Below are 24,879 nucleotides of genomic sequence, written 5' to 3' on the forward strand. Positions count from 1 at the left end.
CCGGTTCATTGCGCGGTCGGGTAGAAGGCTTGGGAAAGGCTCTGCAAGGTAGACGGCAGACGCGGACCGAGACCACCAACCAGCAGGGTCGGGTCCAGCTCGATCATGCGCTTGTTACGTGCGGCACGCGAAGCATTCAGGGCGGGGTTTTCCTTGAGCAATGCCTGCAAGGCCTGGTCACCGCTCAGACTACGGTCGGCGAATACCAGCACATCGGGATCGAGGGCCGCCAAGGCCTCTACGGAGAAGTTCTTGTAGCCTTCGTTGTCAGCCAGGTTGCGCGCACCGGCCTGCTTGAGCAACCAGTCGCCGGCAGTGCCTTTGCCGGCAATCATTGGTTTGGAGCCGGCATGGCCGACCAGCAGGATCACGCCCGGGGCGGCTTGGCTGTTTTGCAGTTGCTTGATCTTGCCCTGCAGGGCATCGAGTTGCTGACGGTACTCGGCGAACAGTTGCTGGGCTTGTTGCTCATTGCCGAGCAAGCGGCCCAGTTGCTGCAGATTGGTTTCGACTGCGCCAAGGTCGGCCTTGCTCGAAAGCAGTTCGACCTTGACCCCGGCCCCGCGGATTTGCGCGAGCACCGGCGGCGGGCCCATTTCTTCAGTGCCCACCAGCACATCCGGACGCAGGCTCAGCACCCCTTCGGCGGACAGCTGGCGCTGATAACCGATACTCGGCAACGCCTTGAGCGATTGCGGATGCTGGCTGGTGGTATCGACCCCGACCAGCTTCTGCTCGCCGCCCAGCGCCGCCACCCACTCGCTCAGTGCCCCACCGGCGCTGACCCAGCGCTGCGGCAACGTGTCGGCCTGGGCCAAGGTGTTGAACACAAGACCGGCACATAGGGCGATCAGGCGGGCACGTGGGCGCATAACAGGCTTCCTTGAATGAGGAGGAGCGGCAATCCGGGTGGATAATGCCGGGGACGCACGGTATAAAGCGTCCGATACGGCTGACGCAGGCAATTTGATAATTATTTGCATTTGCACGTCAAGCCGTCACTGTGACTTCGAGTAACCCTCACCATGCATTTTCTTTGTCGTTCCGAACACCTGGGCGAAGGCCAGAGCCGAGGCTTCAGTGTCGATGACCTCGGGATTTTCGCGGTTCGGCGCGCAGGCACGGTCTACCTGTACCGCAATTACTGCCCCCATCGCGGGATCCCGTTGAACTGGGAGCCTGACGCCTTTCTCGACAGCAGCGCCAGCCTGATCGCCTGCGGGCGCCACGGCGCGCTGTTTCTGATCGAGTCCGGCGAATGCGTGGCGGGCCCCTGCGAGGGCGAGCAACTGACTGCCCTGGACTGCCGCGAAGACAGCCAGGGCATCTGGTTTATCGACTGAGCAACACCGGTAACGGCCGATCGATATAGACCTGTTCGCCATCGATCCGCGTGCCGTAGGCTAGCACCTCGACGCCATCGGCCACCGCAGCGCGCAGCGCCTCGGCATAGGCACTGTCGATCTCGTCGGCCGGGCGTACGGCTTCGACACCGCTGAGGTTCACGCAATATAGCTGCACCGCGCGCACACCCTGGCGTGCCAGGGTTGCCAGCTCACGCAGGTGCTTGGCGCCGCGCTGGGTCACCGCATCGGGGAAGGCGGCCACGCTGGAGTCATCAAAGCCCAGGGTCACGCTCTTGACCTCGACATAGGCCGGACCGTCAGCAAACTCCAGGCGAAAATCCACCCGGCTGCGTTCTTCACCGTAGGCCACCTCGCGCTTGAGCCCGGTAAATCCGGCCAGCTCGCTGATGACGCCGGCACGCAAGGCCTCTTCTACCAGGGCGTTGGCCCGCCCGGTGTTGACACAGGCCAGGCGCCCTTGCGGCGTTTCGCTGATTTCCCAGGTACCGGGCAGCTTGCGCTTGGGATCGTTGGAGCGGCTGAACCAGACCTGGCCGCCCTCGACCATGCAATTGAACATCGAACCGGTGTTGGGGCAGTGAATGGTCATCTGCTCGCCGTTGGCCAGTTCGATGTCGGCCAGGAAGCGCTTGTAGCGACGCAGTAAGCGTGCGGTTTCAAGTGTTGGAGAAAAACGCATCAGCCTTGCCAGCTCCGCAGTCCACGGGCAATCCGCTCAACCGCTTCCTGCAAGCGCGGCAAGCTCTGGGTGTAGGCAAAGCGCACATGGTGCCCGGCCTGGTGACGGCCAAAATCCAGGCCCGGGGTAAAGGCCACATGCTCGGTTTCGAGGAAGTGCCGGCAGAAGGCGAAGGCATCACCGCCAAAAGCGCTGATGTCGGCATACAGATAGAAGGCACCCTGAGGCTCGACGGCGATCTGGAAACCCAACCCGCGCAATGCGGGCAGGAGGAAGTCGCGACGACGGGCGAACTCGGCACGGCGCTCTTCGAGGATCGCCAGGGTAGCTGGCTGGAAGCACGCCAGCGCTGCATGCTGGGCCATGCTTGGCGCGCTGATGTAGAGGTTTTGCGCGAGTTTTTCCAGGTCAGCCACTGCTGCCGGTGGCGCCACCAGCCAACCCAGGCGCCAACCGGTCATGCCGAAATACTTGGAAAAACTATTAAGGACGAACGCCTCGTCGTCGACTTCCAGCACACTTGGCGCATCCATGCCGTAGGTCAGGCCGTGGTAGATCTCGTCCACCACCAGGTGACCCTTGCGCGCGCGGGTAGCGGCCGACAGGCCGGCAAGCTGGTCGCGATCGAGCACCGTCCCCGTCGGGTTGGCAGGTGACGCCACCAGGGCGCCGACGGTGTCCTGGTCCCAGTAGCGCTCGACCAGATCGGCGCTCAATTGATAATTCACCTCTGGCCCCACCGGCACCAGTTGCGCAGCACCTTCGACCAGGCGCAGGAAATGCCGGTTGCACGGGTAACCCGGGTCGGCCAGCAGCCAGTGCTTGCCCGGGTCGACCAACAGGCTTGCGGCCAGCAGCAAGGCGCCGGAACCACCCGGAGTGATGAGGATGCGCTGCGGGTCGATGCTCAGCCCGTAGCGCTGCTGATAGAACCCGGCAATCGCCTCACGCAGCGCCGGCAGCCCGCGGGCGGCGGTATAACGGGTATGCCCCTGGGCCAGTGCGGCCTGGCCGGCCTCGACGATCGGCGCGGCGGTGGTGAAATCCGGTTCGCCGATTTCCAGATGGATCACGTCGCAGCCGCTCGCCTGCAGCTCGTTGGCGCGGGCCAGCAGGGCCATCACGTGGAAAGGTTCGATGGCGCGGCTGCGCGCACTGTAGGGCTGGGCCATTAGCCTTCTCTCAAAAGGGTCTAGAATAATGATTCTACTCATGCACTGGGTCGAACGTGTGGCAAAAGCTGTGGTCCACTGCAAAGATCGTCAAGGCCTGGCACAGTTGTCCCGGCCTTGACAACCGGGAGTAGCGTACCCCGATTCGATCTGGTAAGTTCGGCGGCTCGCAGTCGCAGGGCCGGCGGGCGCCGGAGATGGAGCAGCCTGCGCAATGGATTAGAAGAGTGAGAGGCGGTCTATTCATGTCCACCCAAGAAAAGCAACAAAGTCAGTCAGTTCTTGTTCATGGCGTCGAACCCTATAAAGAGACAAAGGGTGAGGAATACATGAGCAAAGCCATGCGCGACCACTTCACCAAGCTCCTCAATGGCTGGAAGAAAGAGCTGATGATCAGCGTGGACAACACCGTTGACCACATGAAGGATGAAGCGGCCAACTTCCCTGACCCAGCCGACCGTGCCAGCCAGGAAGAAGAATTCGCCCTGGAACTGCGCAACCGTGACCGTGAGCGCAAGCTGATCAAGAAGATCGACAAGACGCTGCAGCTGATCGTCGATGAAGAATACGGCTGGTGCGAAAAATGCGGTGTCGAAATCGGCCTGCGTCGCCTCGAAGCGCGCCCGACCGCCGACATGTGCTACGACTGCAAGACCTTGGCGGAAATCAAGGAAAAACAGGTCGGCAAAGCCTGACCTGACCAGAACGGGGCGCTCAAGGCGCCCCGTTTCATTTATGGCTATACGTATTCCTCTGCAGTTGCGTCCATGAGCATGAACAACCCTCGCTACATCGGGCGCTTCGCCCCTACCCCCAGTGGTTTCCTGCACTTCGGCTCGCTGGTCGCCGCCCTGGCCTCATGGCTGGACGCGCGTGCGGTCGGCGGCACCTGGCTGGTGCGCATGGAAGACATCGACCCGCCCCGCGAAGCCCCCGGCGCCCAGGCAGCGATCCTCAACACCCTGGAAAGCTACGGCCTGGAATGGGATGGCGAGGTGGTGTACCAGAGCCAGCGCCACGAGGCCTATGCCGAAGTGATCGAACGCCTGTTCCGTCAGGGTCTGGCCTATGCCTGCACCTGCTCGCGCAAGCAGCTCGAAGGCTATCACGGCGTTTACCCGGGCCTGTGCCGCAACGCCGGGCACGGCTGCGAGGACGCGGCCATCCGCGTACGGGTGCCAGAGCTGGCCTACCATTTCGATGACCGGGTCCAGGGCCGTTTCGAACAGCATCTGGGCCGCGAGGTCGGCGACTTTGTCATTCGCCGCCGCGATGGCCTGTACGCTTATCAACTGGCCGTGGTGCTGGATGACGCCTGGCAAGGGGTGACCGATATCGTCCGCGGCGCCGACCTGCTCGACAACACTCCACGCCAGCTGTACCTGCAAGAATTGCTGGGGCTGTCGCAACCGCGTTACCTGCATGTGCCACTGATCGTGCAGCCGGACGGACACAAGCTGGGCAAGTCCTACCGTTCACCGCCACTGGCCGCCGAGCAGGCGACGCCCTTGCTGCTGCGGGCATTGCGCGCGCTGGGCCAGGCGACCGAAGCGGGCATGGAGCAAGGCACCCCGGGCGAAGTGCTGGCGCATGCCGCACTGCACTGGAACCCCGACGCCCTGCCCCGACGCCTGAGCGTGCCCGAGGCCGACCTGCACTGACCCTTGCAGGAGCGGCGGTGCCCCGCGATGAGGGCAATCCGCACTTGATCGCGGGGCAAGCCCGCTCCTACCAGTCATGCAGAAAGCCTAGTAAATTCAATTCTTTGGCAAAAACGCACAAGCCCGTTACCATCGCCGCAGCCATTTGCGCCAATAATAAGTCCAAGCCGCAGCGCCCTAACCTTTGAGGCCAGCATGTATATCTATCGTTTGGTCCTGCTTCTGGTCGTGGGGATCTACCTGTTCTCCCCGGCCATCATGGACTGGTGGATCGAGCCAACCGGTGCCTGGTATCGCCCTTACCTGCTCTGGCTGATCCTGATCGTCGTGACCTTTATCCTGCAGAGCCAACGTGATGCCGATGAGCTTTAGCCTGACCCAGATGATCCTGATCAGCGCCGCCTACCTGCTGGTGCTGTTCGGCGTGGCCTGGGTCAGCGAACGCGGGATGATCCCGCGCTCGATCATCCGCCACCCGCTGACCTACACCCTGTCGCTGGGCGTCTATGCCAGTGCCTGGGCCTTTTATGGCTCGGTGGGCCTGGCCTACCAGTACGGCTACGGCTTTCTCGCCTGTTACCTCGGGGTGTCCGGGGCCTTCCTGCTGGCGCCGGTGCTGCTGTACCCGATCCTGAAGATCACCCGTACCTATCAATTGTCGTCGCTGGCCGACCTGATCGCCTTCCGCTTTCGCAGCACCTGGGCCGGGGCGCTCACCACCATCTTCATGTTGATTGGCGTACTGCCGTTGCTGGCGCTGCAGATCCAGGCGGTGGCTGACTCGATCAGTATTCTTACCGGCGAGCCGGTCAAGGCGCGGGTCGCCTTTGCCTTTTGCGCGCTGATCACCCTGTTCACCATCTTCTTTGGCTCGCGGCACATCGCCACCCGGGAGAAACACGAAGGCCTGGTGTTTGCCATTGCCTTCGAGTCGGTGATCAAGCTGCTGGCCCTGGGCGGTATCGGCCTTTATGCGCTGTACGGCGTCTTCGGCGGTCCGCATGAACTGGAAGTCTGGTTGTTGCAGAACCAGACCGCCCTCGCCGCCTTGCACACACCGTTGCAGGAAGGCCCATGGCGCACCCTGCTGCTGGTGTTCTTCGCCTCGGCCATCGTCATGCCGCACATGTATCACATGGCATTTACCGAGAACCTCAATCCGCGCTCGCTGGTCAGCGCCAGCTGGGGCCTGCCGCTGTTCCTGCTGCTGATGAGCCTGGCCGTGCCGCTGATTCTCTGGGCCGGCCTGAAAATGGGCGCCAGCACCAGCCCGGAATACTTCACCCTGGGCCTGGGCATCGCCGCCAACAACCAGGCGCTGGCGTTACTGGCCTATATCGGCGGGCTATCGGCCTCCAGCGGGCTGATCATCGTCACCACCCTGGCACTTTCGGGCATGGCCCTGAACCACCTGGTGCTGCCGCTGTACCAGCCACCGGCCGAGGGCAATATCTATCGCTGGCTGAAGTGGACCCGCCGGGCGCTGATCGTCGCCATCATCGCCGCCGGTTTCGGCTTCTACCTGACTCTGGGCAGCCAGCAGGACCTGGCCAACCTCGGTATCGTCGCCTTCGTCGCCACCCTGCAGTTCCTGCCAGGGGTGCTCTCGGTGCTGTACTGGCCGACCGCCAACCGCCGCGGCTTCATTGCCGGGCTGCTGGCAGGGATCCTGGTGTGGATGGTGACCATGCTGTTGCCGCTGGTGGGCAACCTGCAGGGCTTCTACATTCCGCTGCTGAACATGATCTATGTGCTCGACGACACCAGTTGGCACATGGCCGCAATCGCATCACTGGCAGCCAACGTGCTGCTGTTCACCCTGATCTCGCTGTTCACCAACGCCAGCAGTGAAGAAGTCAGCGCGGCCGAGGCCTGTGCGGTAGATAACGTGCGTCGCCCGCAACGCCGCGAGCTGCACGCCGCCTCGCCCCAGGAGTTCGCTACCCAGCTGGCCAAGCCCCTGGGTGCCAAGGCCGCACAGAAGGAAGTGGAACAGGCCCTGCGCGACCTCTACCTGCCGTTCGACGAGCGCCGCCCTTATGCCCTGCGCCGCCTGCGCGACCGCATCGAGGCCAACCTGTCAGGGCTGATGGGCCCGAGCGTGGCCCAGGACATGGTCGAGACCTTCCTGCCCTACAAGTCCGGTAACGAAAACTACGTTACCGAGGACATCCACTTCATCGAAAGCCGCCTGGAAGACTACCACTCGCGCCTGACTGGCCTGGCCGCCGAGCTCGACGCCCTGCGCCGTTACCACCGCCAGACCCTGCAAGAGTTGCCGATGGGTGTTTGCTCGCTGGCCAAGGACCAGGAAATCCTGATGTGGAACAAGGCCATGGAAGAGCTCACCGGCATCCCCGCCAAGCGCGTGGTCGGCTCGCGCCTGACCACCATCGGCGAACCCTGGCGCGGCCTGCTGCTGGGCTTCATCAACGTGCCCGACGAACACCTGCATAAGCAACGCCTGGGCCTGGACGGCCAGACCCGCTGGCTGAACCTGCACAAGGCGGCCATCGACGAGCCGCTGGCACCGGGTAACAGTGGCCTGGTGCTGCTGGTCGAAGACCTCACCGAAACCCAGGCCCTGGAAGACAAGCTGGTGCACTCCGAGCGCCTGGCCAGCATCGGCCGCCTGGCCGCCGGGGTTGCCCACGAGATCGGCAACCCGGTCACCGGTATCGCCTGCCTGGCGCAAAACCTGCGCGAAGAGCGCGAAGAGGATGGCGAAATCACCGAGCTGAGCAGCCAGATCCTGGAGCAGACCAAACGCATCTCGCGCATCGTCCAGTCGTTGATGAGCTTTGCCCATGCCGGCAGCCACCAGCACAGCGATGAGCCGGTGTGCCTGGCCGAAGTGGCCCAGGATGCCATCGGTCTGCTGGCCTTGAACCGGCGCAATTTCGAAGTACAGTTCTTCAACCTGTGCGACCCGGAACACTGGGTCGAGGGCGACCCGCAACGCCTGGCCCAGGTGCTGATCAACCTGCTGTCCAACGCCCGCGACGCCTCCCCGCCCGGCAGCGCCGTACGGGTCAAGAGCGAAGCCAGCGAACATACCGTCGACCTGATCGTCGAGGATGAAGGCAGCGGTATCCCGAAAAACATCATGGATCGTCTGTTCGAACCCTTCTTCACTACCAAGGACCCGGGCGAAGGTACCGGACTGGGGCTTGCTCTGGTCTATTCCATCGTGGAAGAGCATTATGGACAAATCACCATCGACAGCCCGGCCGATAGCCAGAGCCAACGTGGCACCCGGATCCGAGTGACCCTGCCGCGCCATGTCGTAGCGACGTCCGCTGTGAACTGAGACCGTCGAGAGAATTGAATCAATGCCGCATATTCTGATCGTCGAAGACGAAACCATTATCCGCTCGGCGTTGCGCCGATTGCTTGAGCGCAACCAGTACCAGGTCAGCGAGGCCGGCTCGGTGCAGGAAGCCCAGGAACGCTTCAGCATTGCGACCTTCGACCTGATTGTCAGCGACCTGCGCCTGCCGGGCGCGCCTGGCACCGAACTGATCAAGCTCGGCCAGGGCACGCCGGTACTGATCATGACCAGTTACGCGAGCCTGCGTTCTGCCGTCGACTCGATGAAAATGGGTGCGGTGGACTACATCGCCAAGCCATTCGATCACGACGAAATGCTGCAGGCCGTGGCCCGCATCCTGCGCGACCGGCAGAACGCGCCCGCCGCGCCCGCTGAACGGGGCAACGGCAAGTCTGCAGGTGGCGACAAGGCCGCGGCCAGCAATGCGGCCAATGGCGAGATCGGCATCATCGGCTCCTGCCCACCGATGCAAGACCTGTACAGCAAGATCCGCAAGGTCGCCCCAACAGACTCCAATGTGCTGATCCAGGGCGAATCGGGAACCGGTAAAGAGCTGGTGGCCCGCGCCCTGCACAACCTCTCGCGGCGGGCCAAGGCACCGATGATCTCGGTGAACTGTGCGGCCATCCCGGAAACCCTGATCGAGTCGGAACTGTTCGGCCACGAAAAAGGCGCCTTTACCGGTGCCAGTGCCGGACGTGCCGGTCTGGTCGAAGCCGCCGATGGCGGTACGCTGTTCCTCGACGAGATCGGCGAACTGCCACTCGAAGCCCAGGCGCGCCTGTTGCGCGTGCTGCAGGAAGGCGAAATCCGCCGGGTCGGTTCGGTGCAATCGCAAAAGGTCGATGTGCGCCTGATCGCCGCGACCCACCGCGACCTGAAGAACCTGGCCAAGGTCGGCCAGTTCCGTGAAGACCTTTATTACCGCCTGCACGTCATCGCCCTCAAGTTGCCGGCCTTGCGCGAGCGCGGTGCCGACGTCAACGAGATCGCCAATGCCTTCCTCGCCCGCCAGAGTGCGCGGGTCGGGCGCAACGACCTGCGCTTCGCCCACGACGCTGAGCAAGCCATTCGGCACTACTCCTGGCCAGGTAACGTGCGCGAACTGGAGAACGCCGTGGAGCGTGCGGTGATCCTGTGCGAGAGCCCGGAAATTTCTGCCGACCTGCTGGGCATCGACATCGAACTCAGTGACCTGGTAGACGACGATCCGTTTGCCGGCCTGCCGGGTACCGGCAGCAACGCCAGCAACACCAGCCACGAGCCGACCGAAGATCTGTCACTGGAAGATTACTTCCAGCATTTCGTCCTCGAGCACCAGGACCACATGACCGAGACCGAGCTTGCACGCAAGCTTGGGGTCAGTCGCAAGTGCCTGTGGGAGCGTCGTCAGCGCCTGGGTATTCCGCGACGCAAGAGTGGCGCCACCAGCGAAAGCTGAGCCGTTTCAGCAGGTTGTGCGGGTGCGCGGCGGTAACACCGTCACCTTGCGACAAACTGTTACCGCAACATGAAGTCGTAACAAAAACCGGGGCTTAAGGTAACGAAGCCCCGGTTTTTTTTCGCCCTCCAGGCCGTCAAAAAACGCTTCAACCCCTTGTTTTACTGGGGTTTGCAAAAGTTGGCACGGCACCTGCTATATGTTTGGTACAAGAACAATAACAAGCACTGCAAAAGACAATAAAAATAAGACGAATCGGCTCACGCACAATAAGAACAAGACGGCGGAGGCGCAGCTAACTGATTCTTTTGGAGAGGAGTTGTATTTGGGGCTTGCCCCACAACCAGGCAGAGAACAATAAAAACTGCACTCAAGCAGGGCCTGAACTGGTTGGATCGCATGATCATTGCAACCTCAGCGACCAAAGCAATCCGTTTGCTCTTGATCCCGATTAGGGAGACCGCCCACAAGCTTTTTTTGTGGGCAGGGCACTCAACAAAAACAAGAAGCCCGGCAAAAAAACAATAAGAGCACGCAACTACTTCTTGGGGAGCTTCGGCTCCCCTTGTAGTTTCTGCCCGCCCCAGCCTGTCCGTGCGTCGTCCGACGCGACCGCCTACACCATCCTCCGAGTAAATGCTAGAATCCCCGCCCATCATGCGGCCATTCTTCGTTTTTGGCCGAACATTCCTTCAAACAGTGCATCCCATGCTGAAGAAGCTGTTCCAGTCATTCCGTCCTACCATGCGTGGCCAGCACCATATTCGCACCACGCCCGAAGTGATCAATAGTGGTCAACATTCGCTGCAACGCGGCCAGTTCAGTCGCCATGCGGTGAACATCGTCGAGCGCCTGCAAAACGCTGGCTACCAGGCCTACCTGGTCGGTGGCTGCGTGCGGGACCAACTTCTGGGCATCACCCCCAAGGATTTCGACGTCGCCACCAGCGCCACCCCTGAACAGGTCCGCGCCGAATTTCGTAACGCCCGTATCATCGGTCGCCGTTTCAAACTGGTTCACATCCATTTCGGGCGTGAAATCATCGAAGTCGCCACCTTCCGCGCCAACCACCCGGAAAGCGAAGAAGAGAACAGCCACACCTCGTCGCGTAACGAGAGTGGGCGGATCCTGCGCGACAATGTCTACGGCACCCTGGAAGAAGACGCGCAGCGCCGCGACTTCACCATCAACGCCTTGTATTACGATCCGGTCAGCGAGCGCATCCTCGATTACGCCAACGGCGTGCACGACATCCGCAACCGCCTGATCCGCCTGATCGGCGACCCGACCCAGCGCTATCAGGAAGACCCGGTACGCATGCTGCGTGCCGTGCGTTTCGCCGCCAAGCTCAATTTCGGCATCGAGAAGCACACCGTGCAGCCGATTCGCCAGCTGGCGCCGATGCTGCGCGAGATCCCCGCGGCGCGCCTGTTCGAAGAGTCGCTCAAGCTGTTCCTCTCCGGGCAGGCTGCCGACACCTTCGAAATGCTCGTCGACCTGGAGCTGTTCGACCCTCTGTTCCCGGCCAGTGCCGAGGCGCTCGAAGAGCATCCGACCTACACCCACACCTTGATCAGCCAGGCATTGATCAATACCGACCTGCGCGTCAGGCAGGGCAAGCCGGTAACCCCGGCCTTCCTGTTCGCCGCCATGCTCTGGCCGGCGCTGCCGGGTCGCGCCCTGCGCCTGCAAAGCCGTGGCATGCCGCCGATCCCGGCAATGAATGAAGCCGCTCACGAGCTGATCGCCGAGCAGTGCCAGCGCATCGCTATCCCCAAGCGCTTCACCATGCCGATTCGCGAGATCTGGGACATGCAGGAGCGCCTGCCACGGCGCAGCGGCAAGCGTGCCGACCTGTTGCTCGACAACCCGCGCTTCCGCGCCGGTTACGACTTCCTGCTGCTGCGTGAAAGCGCTGGCGAAGAAACCGATGGCCTTGGCCAGTGGTGGACCGATTATCAGGACTGCAACGACAGCGAGCGCCGCGACATGATCCGCGAGCTGGGCAACCGCGATGAAGGCGCCGGTGCCGGCCCGCGCAAACGCAAGCGTAGCCCGAGCAAGCGCAAGCGTGCCGACGGCGCAGCAGGCGAGTAACACATGATCCGCGCCTACATTGGCCTGGGCAGCAACCTGGCCGATCCCGAGCAACAACTGCGCAGCGCCGTCGAGGCGCTGGGGCAGTTGCATGAAAGCGCCCTGGCCGGGGTTTCGGCCTTCTACACCAGCGACTCGCTGTCGCCCGGCCAGCCGCGCTACACCAATGCCGTGGCGGCGCTGGAGACCACCCTGGCGCCGCTCGACCTGCTCGATGCGCTGCAGGCCATCGAGGCCGATCAGGGCCGCGAGCGCAAGGAGCGCTGGGGCCCGCGCACCCTCGACCTGGACATCCTGCTGTACGGCGACCAGGTCATCGATGTGCCGCGCCTGAAAGTGCCGCATTACCACATGCAGGCCCGACCGTTCGTCCTTTACCCACTGGCCGAACTGGTACCCGAAGACTTCTGCCTGGCCGATCAGCGGCCCCTGTCCCAATTACTGGCAGATTGCCCGTTCGTCGGTCTGGAACGCCTGTAACCGGGCGATCCCCCAGCCGGTAACGCCCGTAACAGCGCATTAGTAACAATGCGGTAACAGGGTAATTGACTTCAGCCCCCTCGCTCACGACTATAGGCGTCCCGTGGCGCCCCGAGCGCCGCAAAAAGGCGTATATAGGCCTGGAACAGGTCGTATTTCAAACACCACGATCGATGATGTGCTGTTCCAGAAGATGAATACACGCGTTGTACGCAGTCGTTTTTCACAGCGCCTGAACGAGGATTCCTTTTCATGCCAGAAGTAACCCTGACCACCCTGCAGAGCCTCAAGGCCAAGGGTGAGAAAATAACCATGCTGACCTGCTACGACGCGACCTTTGCCCAGGCCGCCAGCCGGGCCGGCGTGGAAGTATTGCTGGTGGGTGACTCCCTGGGCATGGTCCTGCAAGGCCATGACAGCACCTTGCCGGTATCCAATGCCGAGATGGCCTACCACACCGCCTGCGTCAAACGCGGCAACGAAGGTGCGCTGATTCTCGCCGACCTGCCGTTCATGGCCTGCGCCACCACCGAGCAGGCGTTCGCCAACAGCGGCGCGCTTATGCAGGCTGGTGCGCACATGGTCAAGGTCGAAGGCGCCGCCTGGCTGGCGGAAACCATCCGCCTGCTGGCCGAGCGTGGCGTGCCGGTCTGTGCCCATATGGGCCTGACCCCGCAGACCGTGAATATTCTCGGTGGCTACAAGGTTCAAGGCCGCCAGGAAAACCAGGCTCGGCAGATGCGCGCCGACGCCATCGCCCTGGAGCAGGCCGGTGCGGCCATGCTGCTGCTCGAATGCGTACCGACCGAGCTGGCCGCGGAAATCACCCAGGCGGTGAGCATCCCGGTGATCGGCATCGGCGCCGGCAGCGCCACCGACGGCCAGGTGCTGGTGTTGCATGACATGCTCGGCCTGTCGCTGACCGGCCGGGTACCGAAGTTCGTGAAGAACTTCATGGCCGGCCAGAGCGACATTCAAGGCGCGCTCAAGGCTTATGTAGCCGCGGTCAAGGATGTCAGCTTCCCCGGCAGCGAACACGGGTTCAGTGCATGAATACAGTCAAGACCGTCCGCGAACTGCGCGCCGCCGTGGCGCGGGCGCGCAGTGAAGGCAAACGCATCGGCTTCGTGCCGACCATGGGCAACCTGCACAGCGGCCATGCCGCGCTGGTGACCAAAGCCGCGCAACGGGTCGATTTCGTTGTCGCCAGCATCTTCGTCAACCCGCTGCAGTTCGGCCCCAGCGAAGACCTCGACAAGTACCCGCGAACCCTCGCCGCCGACCAGGAGAAACTGCTCCAGGCCGGCTGCCACCTGCTGTTCGCCCCGACCGTCGAGGAGATGTACCCGGACGGCATGGCCGGGCAGACCCGGGTCAGTGTCCCGCAGCTTTCCGACGGGCTTTGCGGTGCCAGCCGCCCGGGCCATTTCGAAGGCGTGGCGACGGTGGTCAGCAAGCTGTTCAATATGGTCCAGCCAGACCTGGCCGTGTTCGGTCAGAAGGACTTCCAGCAGTTGGCGGTGATTCGCGCGCTGGTACGTGACCTGAACATGCCGATCCAGATCATCGGCGAGCCGACCGTGCGCGCCGAAGACGGCCTGGCGCTGTCGTCGCGCAACGGTTACCTGAGCGACGAACAGCGCGCCACGGCGCCAGCGTTGTATCGGGTGCTGAGCCAGATGGCCGCCGCGATTGAGCAGGGTGAACGCAACTATCCGGCGTTGATCGCCAATGGTCAGCAACAACTGAGCGCGGCAGGTTTTCGCCCGGACTACCTGGAAATTCGCCAGGCCCTGAGCCTGCGTCCGGCAGCGTCTGAAGACCGCGATCTGGTGATCCTGGTGGCCGCCTTCCTGGGTGCCACCCGCCTGATCGACAACCTGCACCTGAATCTCGACGACAAGTAAAACGGTCGCCCGCTGGGGACACTCCCTGTAACGCAGGTTGCATGCCTATAATTGGCATCAGCCTGCAAACAGGATGCTTTTTCCAGTGTCCAAGGCAGCTCACGCAATAAGGAAACCTGCAGCGATGGCGTACTACCGCACTCCTCATGATGTCACCGCCCTGCCCGCCTGGCAGGCGCTCCAGCAGCACCGCGAAGCCATGCAGGACTTCAGCATGCGCGACGCGTTCAATGCCGAGCCAAAACGCTTCGAACAGTTTTCCCTGAGTACCTGCGGGCTGTTCCTCGATTACTCGAAAAACCTGATCAACGGCCAGAGCCGTGATCTGCTGGTCAATCTGGCCAACGAGGTCGGCCTGCAAGAGGCAATCAAGGCGCTGTTCGCCGGTGAGATCCTCAACGCCTCCGAAGGCCGCCCGGCGCTGCACACCGCCCTGCGCCGTCCGGTTGGCGACAAGCTGAGCGTCAACGGCGTCAACGTGATGCCCGAGGTGCACAAGGTGCTTAACCAGGTGACCGAACTGGTTGGCCGCATCCATGACGGCCTGTGGCGCGGCTACAGCGAAAAGCCGATCACCGACGTGGTCAACATCGGCATCGGCGGTTCGTTCCTCGGCCCCGAGCTGGTCTCCGAAGCGCTGCTGCCTTACGCCCAGCGCGGCGTGCGCTGCCATTACCTGGCAAACATCGACGGCAGCGAGTTCCACGAGCTGTCGGCCAAGCTGCGTGCCGAAACCACGCTGTTCATCGTCTCGTCCAAGTCGTTCAACACCCTGGAAACCCTGAAGAACGCCCAGGCGGCCCGCGCCTGGTACCTCGCCCAGGGTGGCTCGGAAGCCGAGCTGTACAAGCACTTCATCGCCGTATCCAGCAACAAGGCCGCTGCGGTGGCCTTCGGCATTCGTGAAGAAAACATCTTCCCGATGTGGGACTGGGTCGGCGGGCGTTACTCGCTGTGGTCGGCCATCGGCCTGCCGATTGCACTGGCCATTGGTACTGCCAACTTCAAGGAACTGCTGTCCGGTGCCTACACCATGGACCAGCACTTCCAGAACGCGCCATTCGAACAGAACATGCCGGTGCTGCTGGCCTTGCTGGGCGTCTGGTACGGTAACTTCTGGGGCGCGCAGAGCCATGCGATCCTGCCGTACGACCATTACCTGCGTAACATCACCAAGCACCTGCAACAGCTGGACATGGAATCCAACGGCAAGAGCGTCCGCCAGGACGGCACGCCGGTCAACCACGACACCGGCCCGGTGATCTGGGGTGGCGTGGGTTGTAACGGTCAGCATGCCTACCACCAGTTGCTGCACCAGGGCACCCAGCTGATTCCCGCCGACTTCATCGTCCCGGTGGTCAGCTTCAACCCGGTCGCCGACCATCACCAGTGGCTGTACGCCAACTGCCTGTCGCAGAGCCAGGCGCTGATGCTCGGCAAGACCCGCAGCGAGGCCGAAACCGAACTGCGCGACAAGGGCATGGCCGAAGCCGATATCCAGAAGCTGGCGCCACACAAGGTGATCCCGGGTAACCGCCCGAGCAACACCCTGGTGGTCGAGCGCATCAGCCCGCGGCGCCTCGGCGCACTGGTGGCGATGTACGAACACAAGGTGTTCGTGCAGAGCGTTATCTGGGGCATCAACGCCTTCGACCAGTGGGGCGTGGAGCTGGGCAAGGAGCTGGGCAAGGGTGTGTACCAGCGCCTGACCGGCGGCATCGAAGAGCCTGCCGAGGACGCTTCGACCCAGGGCCTGATCAACTTCTTCCGCAGCCGTCACCGCGGTTGATCGCCTGCGCTGCCCCTGGCCGAACGAACACGGCCAGGGGCAGCGGCTACACTGTCCTGACAAAAACAATCCGTCAGAACAGGACCCCGCCATGTTCGATATCAGCGACTTTCCCCAAGCCGATGCCGTCAGCAAAGCGGCGCAACTGAGCCAGACCGACTATCAGCGCCTGTACCGCCAGTCCATCGATGACCCGGATGCCTTCTGGCCCGAACAAGCCAAGGCCCTGGACTGGATCGAGCCCTGGAGCCAGATCCAGCAGAGCGACATGAAGACCGGCCAGGCCGCCTGGTTCAAAGGTGCGCAACTCAATGTCAGCTACAACTGCATCGACCGTCACCTGGCCACCCGGGGCGATCAGCCGGCGATCATTCGTGAGGGCGACAACCCCACCGATTCCAGTGTCATCACCTACCGCGAACTGCACCAGCAGGTCTGCCGCCTGGCCAATGTACTCAAGCAGCGTGGGGTAAAAAAAGGCGACCGGGTGTGCATCTATATGCCCATGGTTCCGGAAGCGGCCTACGCCATGCTCGCCTGCAGCCGCATCGGCGCCATTCACTCGGTGGTGTTCGGCGGCTTCTCGCCGGATGCGTTGCGCGACCGGATTCTCGACGCCGATTGCCGCACACTGATCACCGCCGACGAGGGTGTTCGCGGCGGCAAGAGCGTGCCGCTGAAGAACAACATCGACAAGGCCCTGCTCAGTTGCCCGGATGTCGGTACGGTGGTGGTGATCAAGCGCACCGGTGGCAAGATCGACTGGCGTGAAGGCCGCGATATCTGGTACCACGAAGCAATCAAATCGGTAGGTGACCAATGCCCACCCGAGCCGATGGATGCCGAAGACCCGCTGTTCATCCTCTACACCTCCGGCAGCACTGGCAAACCCAAGGGCGTGCTGCACACCACCGCGGGTTACCTGCTGCAAGCGGCGCTGACCTTCAAGACCGTGTTCGATTACCGCGAGGGCGAGGTGTTCTGGTGCACTGCCGATGTTGGCTGGGTGACCGGTCACAGCTATATCGTCTACGGGCCGCTGGCCAACGGCGCGATCACCCTGATGTTCGAAGGCGTGCCCAACTACCCGGATACCTCGCGCTTCTGGCAGGTGGTCGACAAGCACCAGGTAAACATCTTCTACACCGCGCCCACCGCCCTGCGTGCGCTGATGCGTGAAGGCCCGGGCCCGCTGGCGAGCACCTCACGCAAGAGCCTGCGCCTGCTCGGCAGCGTTGGCGAGCCGATCAACCCGGAAGCCTGGGAATGGTATTTCGAGGCCGTGGGCGAAAAACGCTGCCCCATCGTCGATACCTGGTGGCAGACCGAAACTGGCGGCATCATGATCAGCCCACTGGTCGGCACCCGGCGGGTCAAACCCGGCTGCGCCACCCAACCGATGTTCGGCGTGCAGCCGGTGTTACTGGACGACAAGGGCAAGCTGATTGAAGGCCCCGGCAGCGGCATGCTGGCGATCAAGGCCAGCTGGCCCGGACAGATCCGCAGCGTGTACGGCGACCCGCAACGAATGATCGATACCTACTTCAAGCCACTGCCGGGTTACTACTTCACCGGCGACGGCGCGCGCCGCGACGAGGACGGTGACCTGTGGATAACCGGACGGATCGATGACGTGATCAACGTCTCCGGCCACCGCATCGGCACCGCCGAAGTCGAAAGCGCCCTGGTGCTGCACGACAGCATCGCCGAAGCGGCCGTTGTCGGGTACCCTCACGATCTCAAGGGGCAAGGCATCTATGCCTTTGTCACGCCCATGAACGGGGTGACCCCGGACGACAGGCTCAAGCAGGAATTACTGGCCCTGGTCAGCAAGGAGATCGGCAGTTTTGCCAAACCCGAGCTGATCCAGTGGGCGCCGGCGCTGCCCAAGACCCGCTCAGGCAAGATCATGCGGCGCATTCTGCGCAAGATCGCCTGCAACGAGCTCGACAGCCTCGGCGATACCTCGACCCTGGCCGATCCGAGCGTGGTCCAGGGCTTGATCGACAAACGCCTGAACACTTAAGCGGCAGCGCTGTTTGGCTGCCTTGCAGACAAGGTAACCATGGAAGCGATTCGCCGCCGTATCGAAACCCAGGTGATGAGCCTGACCGGCTTGTCCCTGGGGCAACTTGACCTGGAAAACCCCAAGGGTGACCCTGGGCTGTTCGGCCCGGGCAGCATCAGCTGGCGCGTGCATGGCGACTTCCCCAGCATGCTGATCGGCGGCATCAGTGCCCTGCTCCTGCAACTGCTGCACCCGCTGGCGCTGGCCGGCGTGTGGGATCACTCCAACTTTCGCCAGGACCTGCTCGGCCGCCTGCGCCGCACCAGCCAGTTCATCTCCGGCACCACCTTCGGCTCGACTCAAGATGCCAACTGGCTGATCGAAAAAGTACGCACCATTCACTTGCAGGTGGTCGGTAGCGCCGCCGATGGCCGGCCTTATGCTGCCAGCGATCCAGACTTGCTGACCTGGGTGCATGTGGCCGAGGTCAGCAGCTTCCTGGCAGCACACATGCGCTACCGCAACCCGCACCTGCCGATCGCCGATCAGGATGCCTACTACGCCGAGATCGCCCTGATCGCCGAACGCCTGGGCGCCCGCAACGTACCGCGTTCGCGCCAGCAGATTGCCGACTACCTGCAGGCCATGCGCCCCCAACTTATCTGCGACACCCGCAGCCATGAGGTAGTACAGGTGCTGCTCGACGCGCCGGCGCCCAGCCGCCTGGCCCAACCGGTAGGCGCCTTGATGCTGCGAGCCGGAATTGACTTGCTGCCCGAATGGGCCAGCACCATGCTCGAGCTGAGCCAGAACCCGCTGCAGCGCCGGCTGATCCGCCTGGGCATCAACAGCACCGCACCGGTCCTGCGCTGGGCCATGCGCGATGGCTCGGCCCATCGTGCACGGCGACGCATGGGTATCGCCTGAGCAGTGCGCCAATAGCCCTCGCCCGGCCATCTATGCCACCATGCGGGTCTAGCCAGGCCCTGGGACCTGAACCGTTCTGACGCCAAATCCAATAAGAATGAGGAGCCGCGCCATGCAAGATGTCGTAATCGTTGCCGCCACCCGGACCGCCGTGGGTAGCTACCAAGGGGCATTGGCCAACATTCCCGCCGTCGACCTTGGCGCCGCGGTGATCCGCCAGCTGCTGACCCAGACCGGCATCGATGCCGAACTGGTCGACGAAGTCATTCTCGGCCAGGTGCTCACCGCCGGCGCAGGGCAGAACCCGGCGCGCCAGGCCGCGATCAAGGCCGGCCTGCCCCATGCCGTCCCTGCCATGACCCTGAACAAGGTCTGCGGTTCGGGCCTCAAGGCCCTGCACCTGGCGACCCAGGCGATTCGCTGCGGCGACGCCGAGGTGATCATCGCCGGCGGCCAGGAAAACATGAGCCTGGCCAACTACGTCATGCCCGGTGCCCGCACCGGCCTGCGCATGGGTCACAGCACCCTGATCGACAGCATGATCAGCGATGGCTTGTGGGATGCGTTCAACGACTATCACATGGGCATCACCGCCGAGAACCTGGTGGAAAAGTACGGCATCAGCCGTGAAGAACAGGACGCCTTCGCCGCCGCTTCGCAGCAAAAGGCGGTGGCTGCCATCGAAGCCCGGCGTTTCGTCGACGAAATCACCCCGATCCTGATCCCCCAGCGTAAAGGCGAGCCGGTTGCCTTCGCTACCGACGAACAACCACGCGCCGGCACTACTGCCGATTCGCTGGGCAAGCTCAAGCCGGCGTTCAAGAAGGACGGCACGGTAACAGCCGGCAACGCCTCGTCGCTCAACGACGGTGCGGCAGCAGTACTATTGATGAGCGCGGCCAAGGCGCAGCAGCTGGGCCTGCCGATCCTGGCGCGCATCAAGGCTTACGCCAACGCCGGGGTCGATCCGGCGATCATGGGTATCGGCCCGGTCAGCGCCACCCGCCGCTGCCTGGAAAAAGCCGGTTGGCAGCTGAGCGAGCTTGATCTGATCGAAGCCAACGAAGCGTTCGCCGCCCAGGCCCTGTCGGTGGGCAAGGAGCTGGGCTGGGACGCCAGCAAGGTCAACGTCAACGGCGGTGCCATCGCTCTGGGCCATCCGATCGGCGCCTCGGGTTGCCGGGTGCTGGTGACCTTGCTGCATGAAATGATCAAGCGTGATGTCAGCAAGGGCTTGGCTACCCTGTGCATCGGCGGCGGTCAGGGCGTGGCCCTGGCGATCGAACGCTGATCACCGCGGGAGGGGCTGCAACGGCCCCTCCCCTGGCTTGAACTGATAAACTGCACGTCCGCAAACCAAGGCCACGTGCATGTCCCTCTTGAATCAGGCGCTGCGCGCCGCCCTCGACGCCCGCCAGGGCCTTCTCGCCGAACTGCATGCCCAGGGCACCGACTGCTATCGCCTGTTCCATGGCAGCCAGGAGGGCGCCAGCGGCCTGACCATCGACCGCTACGGCCCGCAGCTGCTGGTGCAGAGTTTCCACCAGACCCTCGAGACCAGCGCCTTGCTGGAGCTGCACGCGGCAGTGCAAACGCACCTGGGCCAGGACCTGCTGCTGGTCTACAACGACCGCTCCCAGGGCAACAGCCGCATCGACCGCCGCGATCCGGTGTATCAGGCCAGCGAAGCCGCGCTGGCCGATCATGTCGGTCACGAATGGGGTCTGAACTACCGGGTGCGTGGCCGCCATGCCGGGCAGGACCCGCTGCTGTTCCTCGACCTGCGCAACGCCCGTGGCTGGGTCAAGCAACACAGTGCCGGCAAAAGCGTGCTGAACCTGTTCGCCTATACTTGCGGCGTCGGCCTCAGCGCCGCAGCGGGTGGTGCCCGCGAGGTGTGCAACCTGGACTTTGCCGAAGGCAACCTGGCCGTGGGCAAGGAGAACGGCGCGCTCAACCCGCAACTGCTGCCGATGGGTTTTATCCAGTCCGATTACTTCCCGGCGATCCGTCAATTTGCCGGCCTGCCGGTCAGCCAGCGCCGCGGCCACAAGCTGCCGCCGTATCCGCGCCTGAAGCAGCGCCAGTTCGACCTGGTGTTCCTCGACCCGCCAGCCTGGGCCAAGAGCGCCTTCGGCACCGTCGACCTGCTGCGCGACTACCAGAGCCTGCTCAAGCCGGCCCTGTTGAGCACCGCCGACGATGGCGTGCTGATCTGCTGTAACAACCTGGCAAAGGTCAATCTCGACGACTGGCGCGAGCAGGTGCTGCGCTGCGCCGACAAGGCCGGGCGCCCGGTACGCGACTGGCAGGTGCTCAAACCCGACGGCGACTTTCCGTCGCAGGATGGGCAGCCTCCACTGAAGACCTTGATTCTTCAGCTCTGAAACAAATATCCGTTAATTTTCGGGGTAGCTTCGGAACCGTTTTTACGTGCCATACTCCAACCACCTCCGTTCGAGACAGACGACGCCACACATGCCCAAAGGATTGAAACGCGCCCTCGGCGCCATGCTGGCCGCAGTGGCCTTGTACAGCCTGCTAGGCTTTCTGATTCTCCCAGGGGTTGCCCTGCGTATCGCCAATCAGCAACTGGCCAATTACGCCACGGTGCCGGCGCACCTGCAGCGGATCGAACTCAACCCGTTCAGCTTCGAACTGACCCTGTGGGGCCTGCAGATCGGCGAGCCGGGCAAGGAGCAGGTCGGCTTCGAACGCCTGTACGCCAACCTGCAGCTCGACAGCCTGTGGAGCGGTGCCCTGCACCTGGACGGGGTCGAACTGGACAAGGCGCGGACCGAGCTGCTGTTCGCCAAGGACGGCAGCCTCAACCTCACTCAGTTGTTCAAGCTGCCACCGAGCGAGCCCAAGCCTGAAGAGCCCGCCAGCGATCCGTTCCCGCTGCGCATCGGCAGCATCAAGCTCAGCGAAGGCTACCTGCACTTCCAGGACCTGCGCCCGAGCGAGCCGATCGAGTTCCTCTACGACTCGATGAACCTGGAGCTGAAGAACCTCAGCACCCTGCCCGACGACAGCGCCGACATGACCCTGGTCGCAGTAGGCCCCGGTGGCGGCCGCATCGACTGGAGCGGTACGTTCAGCGTGGTACCCCTCGCCTCCGAAGGCACCTTGAAAGTCACCGACGGCAAGATGAAGGCCTTCTGGCCCTATGTTCGCGATGCAGTGCCGCTGGTACTGGAAGACGGCGTGGTCAGCCTCGATACCCGCTACAAGCTGAACCTGTCCAAGGAAACCGAGCTGCTGCTGGACAACACCTCGGTGAGCATCGCGCCCTTTGCCATCAAGGCCCCGGATGGCCGTCCGCTGGCCCGCCTGGCGCGTCTGGATGTCAGTGAAACCTCGATCGACCTGGCCAAGCAACTGGTAACCGTCGGCAAGATCCGCAGCGACAAGCTCGAAACCTGGGCAGCAGTGGAGTCCGACGGCCAGCTCGACTGGCAGAAATTGTTCGCCAGCCAGCCGGCCAAGGCCACGCCAAAAGAGAAAGCCGAACCTGCCGCCGCCGAGCCGGATACCAAGGAGAAAGCCGCCGCCGAAGCGCCGAGCAAGCCATGGCAGGTGCTGCTCAAGGACGTGCAACTGCGCAATTACCAGGTGCACCTGGCCGATCGCTCGCAGAAAGAGCCAGTGGCCCTGGATGTCGGCCCGCTGAACCTCGACCTGCAGAATTTCGACAGCCTCAACCAGTCGCCCTTCACCCTCAAGCTCGATACCGGCGTGGGTAAACAAGGCAAGCTGCAGGCCGCCGGTGAAGTAAACCTGGCGCCCGTTACCGCCAAGCTCAAGGTCAATACCCAGGACATCGACCTGCGCGTCGCCCAGGCCTATATCAGCCCGTACATCCGCCTGGAACTACGCAGCGGCATGCTCGGCAGCGACCTCAACGTCGACCTCAAGAGCATCGAGCCGCTGGCCTTCAGCATCGATGGCAAGGCCCAGGTCAACCAGTTGCACACCCTGGACACCATCAAGGACCGTGACTTCGTCAAATGGCAGCAGCTGAACCTCGACGCCTTGTCGTACCGCCACGGTGACGCCCTGACCATTGGCAAGGTGACCCTCAAGCAACCCTATGCGCGCTTCATGATCAACGAGGACCGCACCACCAACGTCGATGACCTGCTGATCCCGCAACCGGCCACCGCGCAATCCAGGGCGCCCAGCAAAGCCAAGGCCCCGGCCGAGAAGCCACTGGGTATCCGCATCGGTGCAATCGACATCAACGACGGTTCGGCCAACTTTGCCGACTTCAGCCTGACGCCGAACTTCGCTACTGCCATCCAGCAGCTCAACGGCCAGATCGGCACCATCGACAATCGTCAGCCGAAACCTGCCAAGGTCGACATCAAGGGCAAGGTCGATCGCTATGCACCCGTGACCATCAAAGGCTCGCTGAACCCCTTCGACCCGATGGCCGCGCTGGACATCGCGACCAGCTTCAAACGCGTCGAGCTGACCACCCTGACCCCTTATTCAGGCAAGTTTGCAGGTTTCCGCATCCGCAAGGGCCGGCTCAACATCGACCTGCATTACGTGATCACCCAGGGCAAGCTCAAGGCCGAGAACAAAGTGGTGGTCGAGCAGCTGCAATTGGGGGAGAAGGTCGACAGCCCGGATGCGGTGGACCTGCCGATTCGCCTGGCAGTCGCCCTGCTCAAGGATACCGACGGCAAGATTTCCATTGAGCTGCCAGTGACCGGCGACCTCAACGACCCGCAGTTCAGCGTCATGCCGATCGTCTGGCAGACCCTGCGCAACCTGGTGCTGCGTGCGGCCCAGGCGCCCTTCAAGTTCATTGGCGGGCTGGTCAGCGGCGGCGACTCCCAGGACCTGGGTAACGTGGCCTTCGCCGCCGGCTCCAGTGACCTGGGCCCGGATGCGCAAAGCGCTCTGGACAAGCTGGCGACGGCGCTCAAGGAACGCCCGGCCCTGCGCCTGGAGATCGAAGGCACCAGCGCCCAGAGCAGCGATGGGCCGCTGATTGCCCAGCAGCGCCTGGAGCGTGAGTACCAGAGCACCTACTACAAGATCCTCCAGCGCCGCGGTGACAAGGTGCCAGCACAGGCCTCCGACCTGAAGGTCCCGGATGGCGACAAGCCGGCCATGCTCGAAGGCATCTACCGTACCCGGATGAAGAAACAGCCACCGACGGAATGGGAACAGCTGGACCGCGAGCAGCGCACTACCCAGTTGCGCGATGCAGTGCTCAAGTCCTGGGGCGAAAGCGCCCTGCTGCTGCGCCAGTTGGGTCAGGCCAGGGCCAGCAGTATCAAGGACTACCTGGTGGACAAAGGCCAGTTGGCTGATGACCGGGTGTATTTCGTCGATGCCAGCCTGGGCCAGGCTGAGGCGGATGGGCGGGTGATCTCGCCACTGCATCTGGACGCGGAGTGAAGTAGGCCCTTATCGCCGGGCAAGCCCGTTCCCACAAACCGCCCCCAAAAAGAAGCCCCGGCAACCAGTGCCGGGGCTTTGAGTGACCAAGTCCTTTTGGTCGTTCGCATGAACCTGAAAGGTCAGCGAGTCGGAACAAACTATTAATTGGTTTTCAGGCCATCAGCCGAGACGGCTTGAACGCCTTTGATCTTCTTGGCGATAGCGACCGCCATGTCTTTCTGCGAATCCGTCACGGCAACATCGGAAGACAGGGAGACCACGCCTTTGTTGGTTTCGACCTTGATGTCGGTGCCTGGGATGCCTTTCTCGGTCATCAGGTCAGCTTTGACCTTGGTGGTGATCCAGGTGTCGGAGGTCGCTTCTTTTGCTTTGGTAACTTCACCAGCAGCAACGGTCAGCGGAGCCTGGGAAGGCTGTTGGGCAAATGCCGCGTTAGCCATGGTCAGGGTCAGGGCGGTGGCAGTAGCGGCAGCAATAGCGAACTTCTTCATACGAGACACTCCTGTTTTTCGAAAAGTCTGCGCCGTCAGTCCTGGCAGCAGGGGTATGAATACTGTTGCAGGGCCTGTGCCAGCTTTTGCTATTAATTTTTCCCTTATAAA

20 protein-coding genes are annotated in these 24,879 nt (G+C 62.9%); 16 read left to right on the top strand and 4 right to left on the bottom strand.

Features of this window, described 5'->3' with window-relative positions; genetic code table 11:
• Window positions 1-5: 5 nt before the first annotated feature.
• The gene (locus tag ABM562_RS07705; RefSeq protein ID WP_115085254.1) at window positions 6-872 is read right to left on the bottom strand and encodes a heme/hemin ABC transporter substrate-binding protein; all 867 of its coding nucleotides are present in this window, start codon (window positions 870-872) and stop codon (window positions 6-8) included.
• Window positions 873-1,025: 153 nt separating this feature from the next.
• On the opposite strand from ABM562_RS07705, the gene ABM562_RS07710 reads away from it, so the two are divergent.
• Window positions 1,026-1,343 (top strand): Rieske (2Fe-2S) protein, encoded by a 318-nt coding sequence (locus tag ABM562_RS07710; RefSeq protein ID WP_115085253.1) that lies wholly within the window; start codon window positions 1,026-1,028, stop codon window positions 1,341-1,343.
• Here the strand turns inward: ABM562_RS07710 and sfsA are convergent.
• Entirely contained in the window at window positions 1,333-2,046 is a 714-nt protein-coding gene (sfsA, locus tag ABM562_RS07715; protein ID WP_115085252.1) for a DNA/RNA nuclease SfsA, read from the bottom strand. The two genes, ABM562_RS07710 and sfsA, sit on opposite strands and share 11 nt — an antisense overlap.
• On the bottom strand, window positions 2,046-3,218 hold the full coding sequence (locus tag ABM562_RS07720; RefSeq protein ID WP_115085251.1) for a pyridoxal phosphate-dependent aminotransferase: 1,173 nt from the start codon (window positions 3,216-3,218) through the stop codon (window positions 2,046-2,048). The genes sfsA and ABM562_RS07720 overlap by 1 nt, the downstream gene beginning before the upstream one ends.
• A 245-nt stretch (window positions 3,219-3,463) precedes the next feature.
• On the opposite strand from ABM562_RS07720, the gene dksA reads away from it, so the two are divergent.
• From dksA to ABM562_RS07795, 15 genes are all read left to right on the top strand, one after another.
• On the top strand, window positions 3,464-3,913 hold the full coding sequence (gene dksA, locus ABM562_RS07725; protein WP_115085250.1) for an RNA polymerase-binding protein DksA: 450 nt from the start codon (window positions 3,464-3,466) through the stop codon (window positions 3,911-3,913).
• Window positions 3,914-3,991: 78 nt separating this feature from the next.
• Window positions 3,992-4,879 carry a tRNA glutamyl-Q(34) synthetase GluQRS gene (gene gluQRS / locus ABM562_RS07730; protein WP_115085273.1) on the top strand — a complete coding sequence of 296 codons (888 nt, stop codon included), beginning with the start codon at window positions 3,992-3,994 and terminating at the stop codon, window positions 4,877-4,879.
• Window positions 4,880-5,074: 195 nt separating this feature from the next.
• Window positions 5,075-5,251: a hypothetical protein gene (locus ABM562_RS07735; RefSeq protein ID WP_003250005.1), complete on the top strand. Its 177-nt coding sequence runs from the start codon at window positions 5,075-5,077 to the stop codon at window positions 5,249-5,251.
• Entirely contained in the window at window positions 5,235-8,189 is a 2,955-nt protein-coding gene (locus tag ABM562_RS07740) for a sensor histidine kinase (protein WP_166675635.1), read from the top strand. Before ABM562_RS07735 ends, ABM562_RS07740 begins: the two co-directional genes overlap by 17 nt.
• 22 nt (window positions 8,190-8,211) lie before the next feature.
• Window positions 8,212-9,651 carry a sigma-54-dependent transcriptional regulator gene (locus ABM562_RS07745; protein ID WP_115085249.1) on the top strand — a complete coding sequence of 480 codons (1,440 nt, stop codon included), beginning with the start codon at window positions 8,212-8,214 and terminating at the stop codon, window positions 9,649-9,651.
• Window positions 9,652-10,359: 708 nt separating this feature from the next.
• Window positions 10,360-11,748 carry a polynucleotide adenylyltransferase PcnB gene (locus tag ABM562_RS07750; RefSeq protein WP_460421340.1) on the top strand — a complete coding sequence of 463 codons (1,389 nt, stop codon included), beginning with the start codon at window positions 10,360-10,362 and terminating at the stop codon, window positions 11,746-11,748.
• A 3-nt stretch (window positions 11,749-11,751) separates the two neighbouring features.
• Window positions 11,752-12,228: a 2-amino-4-hydroxy-6-hydroxymethyldihydropteridine diphosphokinase gene (gene folK / locus ABM562_RS07755; protein WP_134061344.1), complete on the top strand. Its 477-nt coding sequence runs from the start codon at window positions 11,752-11,754 to the stop codon at window positions 12,226-12,228.
• A 252-nt stretch (window positions 12,229-12,480) separates the two neighbouring features.
• Window positions 12,481-13,281, top strand: coding sequence for a 3-methyl-2-oxobutanoate hydroxymethyltransferase (gene panB, locus ABM562_RS07760; protein ID WP_115085246.1), 801 nt, complete (start codon window positions 12,481-12,483; stop codon window positions 13,279-13,281).
• Window positions 13,278-14,135 (top strand): pantoate--beta-alanine ligase, encoded by an 858-nt coding sequence (gene panC, locus ABM562_RS07765; RefSeq protein WP_115085245.1) that lies wholly within the window; start codon window positions 13,278-13,280, stop codon window positions 14,133-14,135. The genes panB and panC overlap by 4 nt, the downstream gene beginning before the upstream one ends.
• 124 nt (window positions 14,136-14,259) lie before the next feature.
• Window positions 14,260-15,924: a glucose-6-phosphate isomerase gene (pgi, locus tag ABM562_RS07770; RefSeq protein ID WP_115085244.1), complete on the top strand. Its 1,665-nt coding sequence runs from the start codon at window positions 14,260-14,262 to the stop codon at window positions 15,922-15,924.
• Between the two features lie 91 nt (window positions 15,925-16,015).
• Complete coding sequence (gene acs / locus ABM562_RS07775; protein WP_460421342.1) at window positions 16,016-17,950, top strand: acetate--CoA ligase; 1,935 nt, start codon at window positions 16,016-16,018, stop codon at window positions 17,948-17,950.
• 39 nt (window positions 17,951-17,989) lie between these two features.
• On the top strand, window positions 17,990-18,859 hold the full coding sequence (locus ABM562_RS07780) for an oxygenase MpaB family protein (protein ID WP_115085242.1): 870 nt from the start codon (window positions 17,990-17,992) through the stop codon (window positions 18,857-18,859).
• 112 nt (window positions 18,860-18,971) lie between these two features.
• Complete coding sequence (locus ABM562_RS07785) at window positions 18,972-20,150, top strand: acetyl-CoA C-acetyltransferase (protein ID WP_460421344.1); 1,179 nt, start codon at window positions 18,972-18,974, stop codon at window positions 20,148-20,150.
• Window positions 20,151-20,229: 79 nt separating this feature from the next.
• A complete protein-coding gene (locus tag ABM562_RS07790; RefSeq protein WP_460421346.1) occupies window positions 20,230-21,246 on the top strand; it encodes a class I SAM-dependent rRNA methyltransferase in 1,017 nt (338 codons plus the stop codon).
• Window positions 21,247-21,292: 46 nt separating this feature from the next.
• A complete protein-coding gene (locus ABM562_RS07795; RefSeq protein ID WP_460421348.1) occupies window positions 21,293-24,274 on the top strand; it encodes a DUF748 domain-containing protein in 2,982 nt (993 codons plus the stop codon).
• A gap of 143 nt (window positions 24,275-24,417) precedes the next feature.
• Here the strand turns inward: ABM562_RS07795 and ABM562_RS07800 are convergent, their stop codons facing one another.
• A complete protein-coding gene (locus ABM562_RS07800; RefSeq protein ID WP_115085238.1) occupies window positions 24,418-24,768 on the bottom strand; it encodes a BON domain-containing protein in 351 nt (116 codons plus the stop codon).
• Window positions 24,769-24,879: the final 111 nt, after the last annotated feature.

This window comes from Pseudomonas sp. ZL2, from assembly GCF_054788455.1.

What these genes read in the sequence shown, in the direction of transcription:
- ABM562_RS07705 (WP_115085254.1), bottom strand. Translation starts at nt 872, where the DNA reads ATGCGCCCACGTGCCCGCCTGATCGCCCTATGTGCCGGTCTTGTGTTC.
- ABM562_RS07710 (WP_115085253.1), top strand. Translation starts at nt 1,026, where the DNA reads ATGCATTTTCTTTGTCGTTCCGAACACCTGGGCGAAGGCCAGAGCCGA.
- sfsA (WP_115085252.1), bottom strand. Translation starts at nt 2,046, where the DNA reads ATGCGTTTTTCTCCAACACTTGAAACCGCACGCTTACTGCGTCGCTAC.
- ABM562_RS07720 (WP_115085251.1), bottom strand. Translation starts at nt 3,218, where the DNA reads ATGGCCCAGCCCTACAGTGCGCGCAGCCGCGCCATCGAACCTTTCCAC.
- dksA (WP_115085250.1), top strand. Translation starts at nt 3,464, where the DNA reads ATGTCCACCCAAGAAAAGCAACAAAGTCAGTCAGTTCTTGTTCATGGC.
- gluQRS (WP_115085273.1), top strand. Translation starts at nt 3,992, where the DNA reads ATGAACAACCCTCGCTACATCGGGCGCTTCGCCCCTACCCCCAGTGGT.
- ABM562_RS07735 (WP_003250005.1), top strand. Translation starts at nt 5,075, where the DNA reads ATGTATATCTATCGTTTGGTCCTGCTTCTGGTCGTGGGGATCTACCTG.
- ABM562_RS07740 (WP_166675635.1), top strand. Translation starts at nt 5,235, where the DNA reads ATGCCGATGAGCTTTAGCCTGACCCAGATGATCCTGATCAGCGCCGCC.
- ABM562_RS07745 (WP_115085249.1), top strand. Translation starts at nt 8,212, where the DNA reads ATGCCGCATATTCTGATCGTCGAAGACGAAACCATTATCCGCTCGGCG.
- ABM562_RS07750 (WP_460421340.1), top strand. Translation starts at nt 10,360, where the DNA reads ATGCTGAAGAAGCTGTTCCAGTCATTCCGTCCTACCATGCGTGGCCAG.
- folK (WP_134061344.1), top strand. Translation starts at nt 11,752, where the DNA reads ATGATCCGCGCCTACATTGGCCTGGGCAGCAACCTGGCCGATCCCGAG.
- panB (WP_115085246.1), top strand. Translation starts at nt 12,481, where the DNA reads ATGCCAGAAGTAACCCTGACCACCCTGCAGAGCCTCAAGGCCAAGGGT.
- panC (WP_115085245.1), top strand. Translation starts at nt 13,278, where the DNA reads ATGAATACAGTCAAGACCGTCCGCGAACTGCGCGCCGCCGTGGCGCGG.
- pgi (WP_115085244.1), top strand. Translation starts at nt 14,260, where the DNA reads ATGGCGTACTACCGCACTCCTCATGATGTCACCGCCCTGCCCGCCTGG.
- acs (WP_460421342.1), top strand. Translation starts at nt 16,016, where the DNA reads ATGTTCGATATCAGCGACTTTCCCCAAGCCGATGCCGTCAGCAAAGCG.
- ABM562_RS07780 (WP_115085242.1), top strand. Translation starts at nt 17,990, where the DNA reads ATGGAAGCGATTCGCCGCCGTATCGAAACCCAGGTGATGAGCCTGACC.
- ABM562_RS07785 (WP_460421344.1), top strand. Translation starts at nt 18,972, where the DNA reads ATGCAAGATGTCGTAATCGTTGCCGCCACCCGGACCGCCGTGGGTAGC.
- ABM562_RS07790 (WP_460421346.1), top strand. Translation starts at nt 20,230, where the DNA reads ATGTCCCTCTTGAATCAGGCGCTGCGCGCCGCCCTCGACGCCCGCCAG.
- ABM562_RS07800 (WP_115085238.1), bottom strand. Translation starts at nt 24,768, where the DNA reads ATGAAGAAGTTCGCTATTGCTGCCGCTACTGCCACCGCCCTGACCCTG.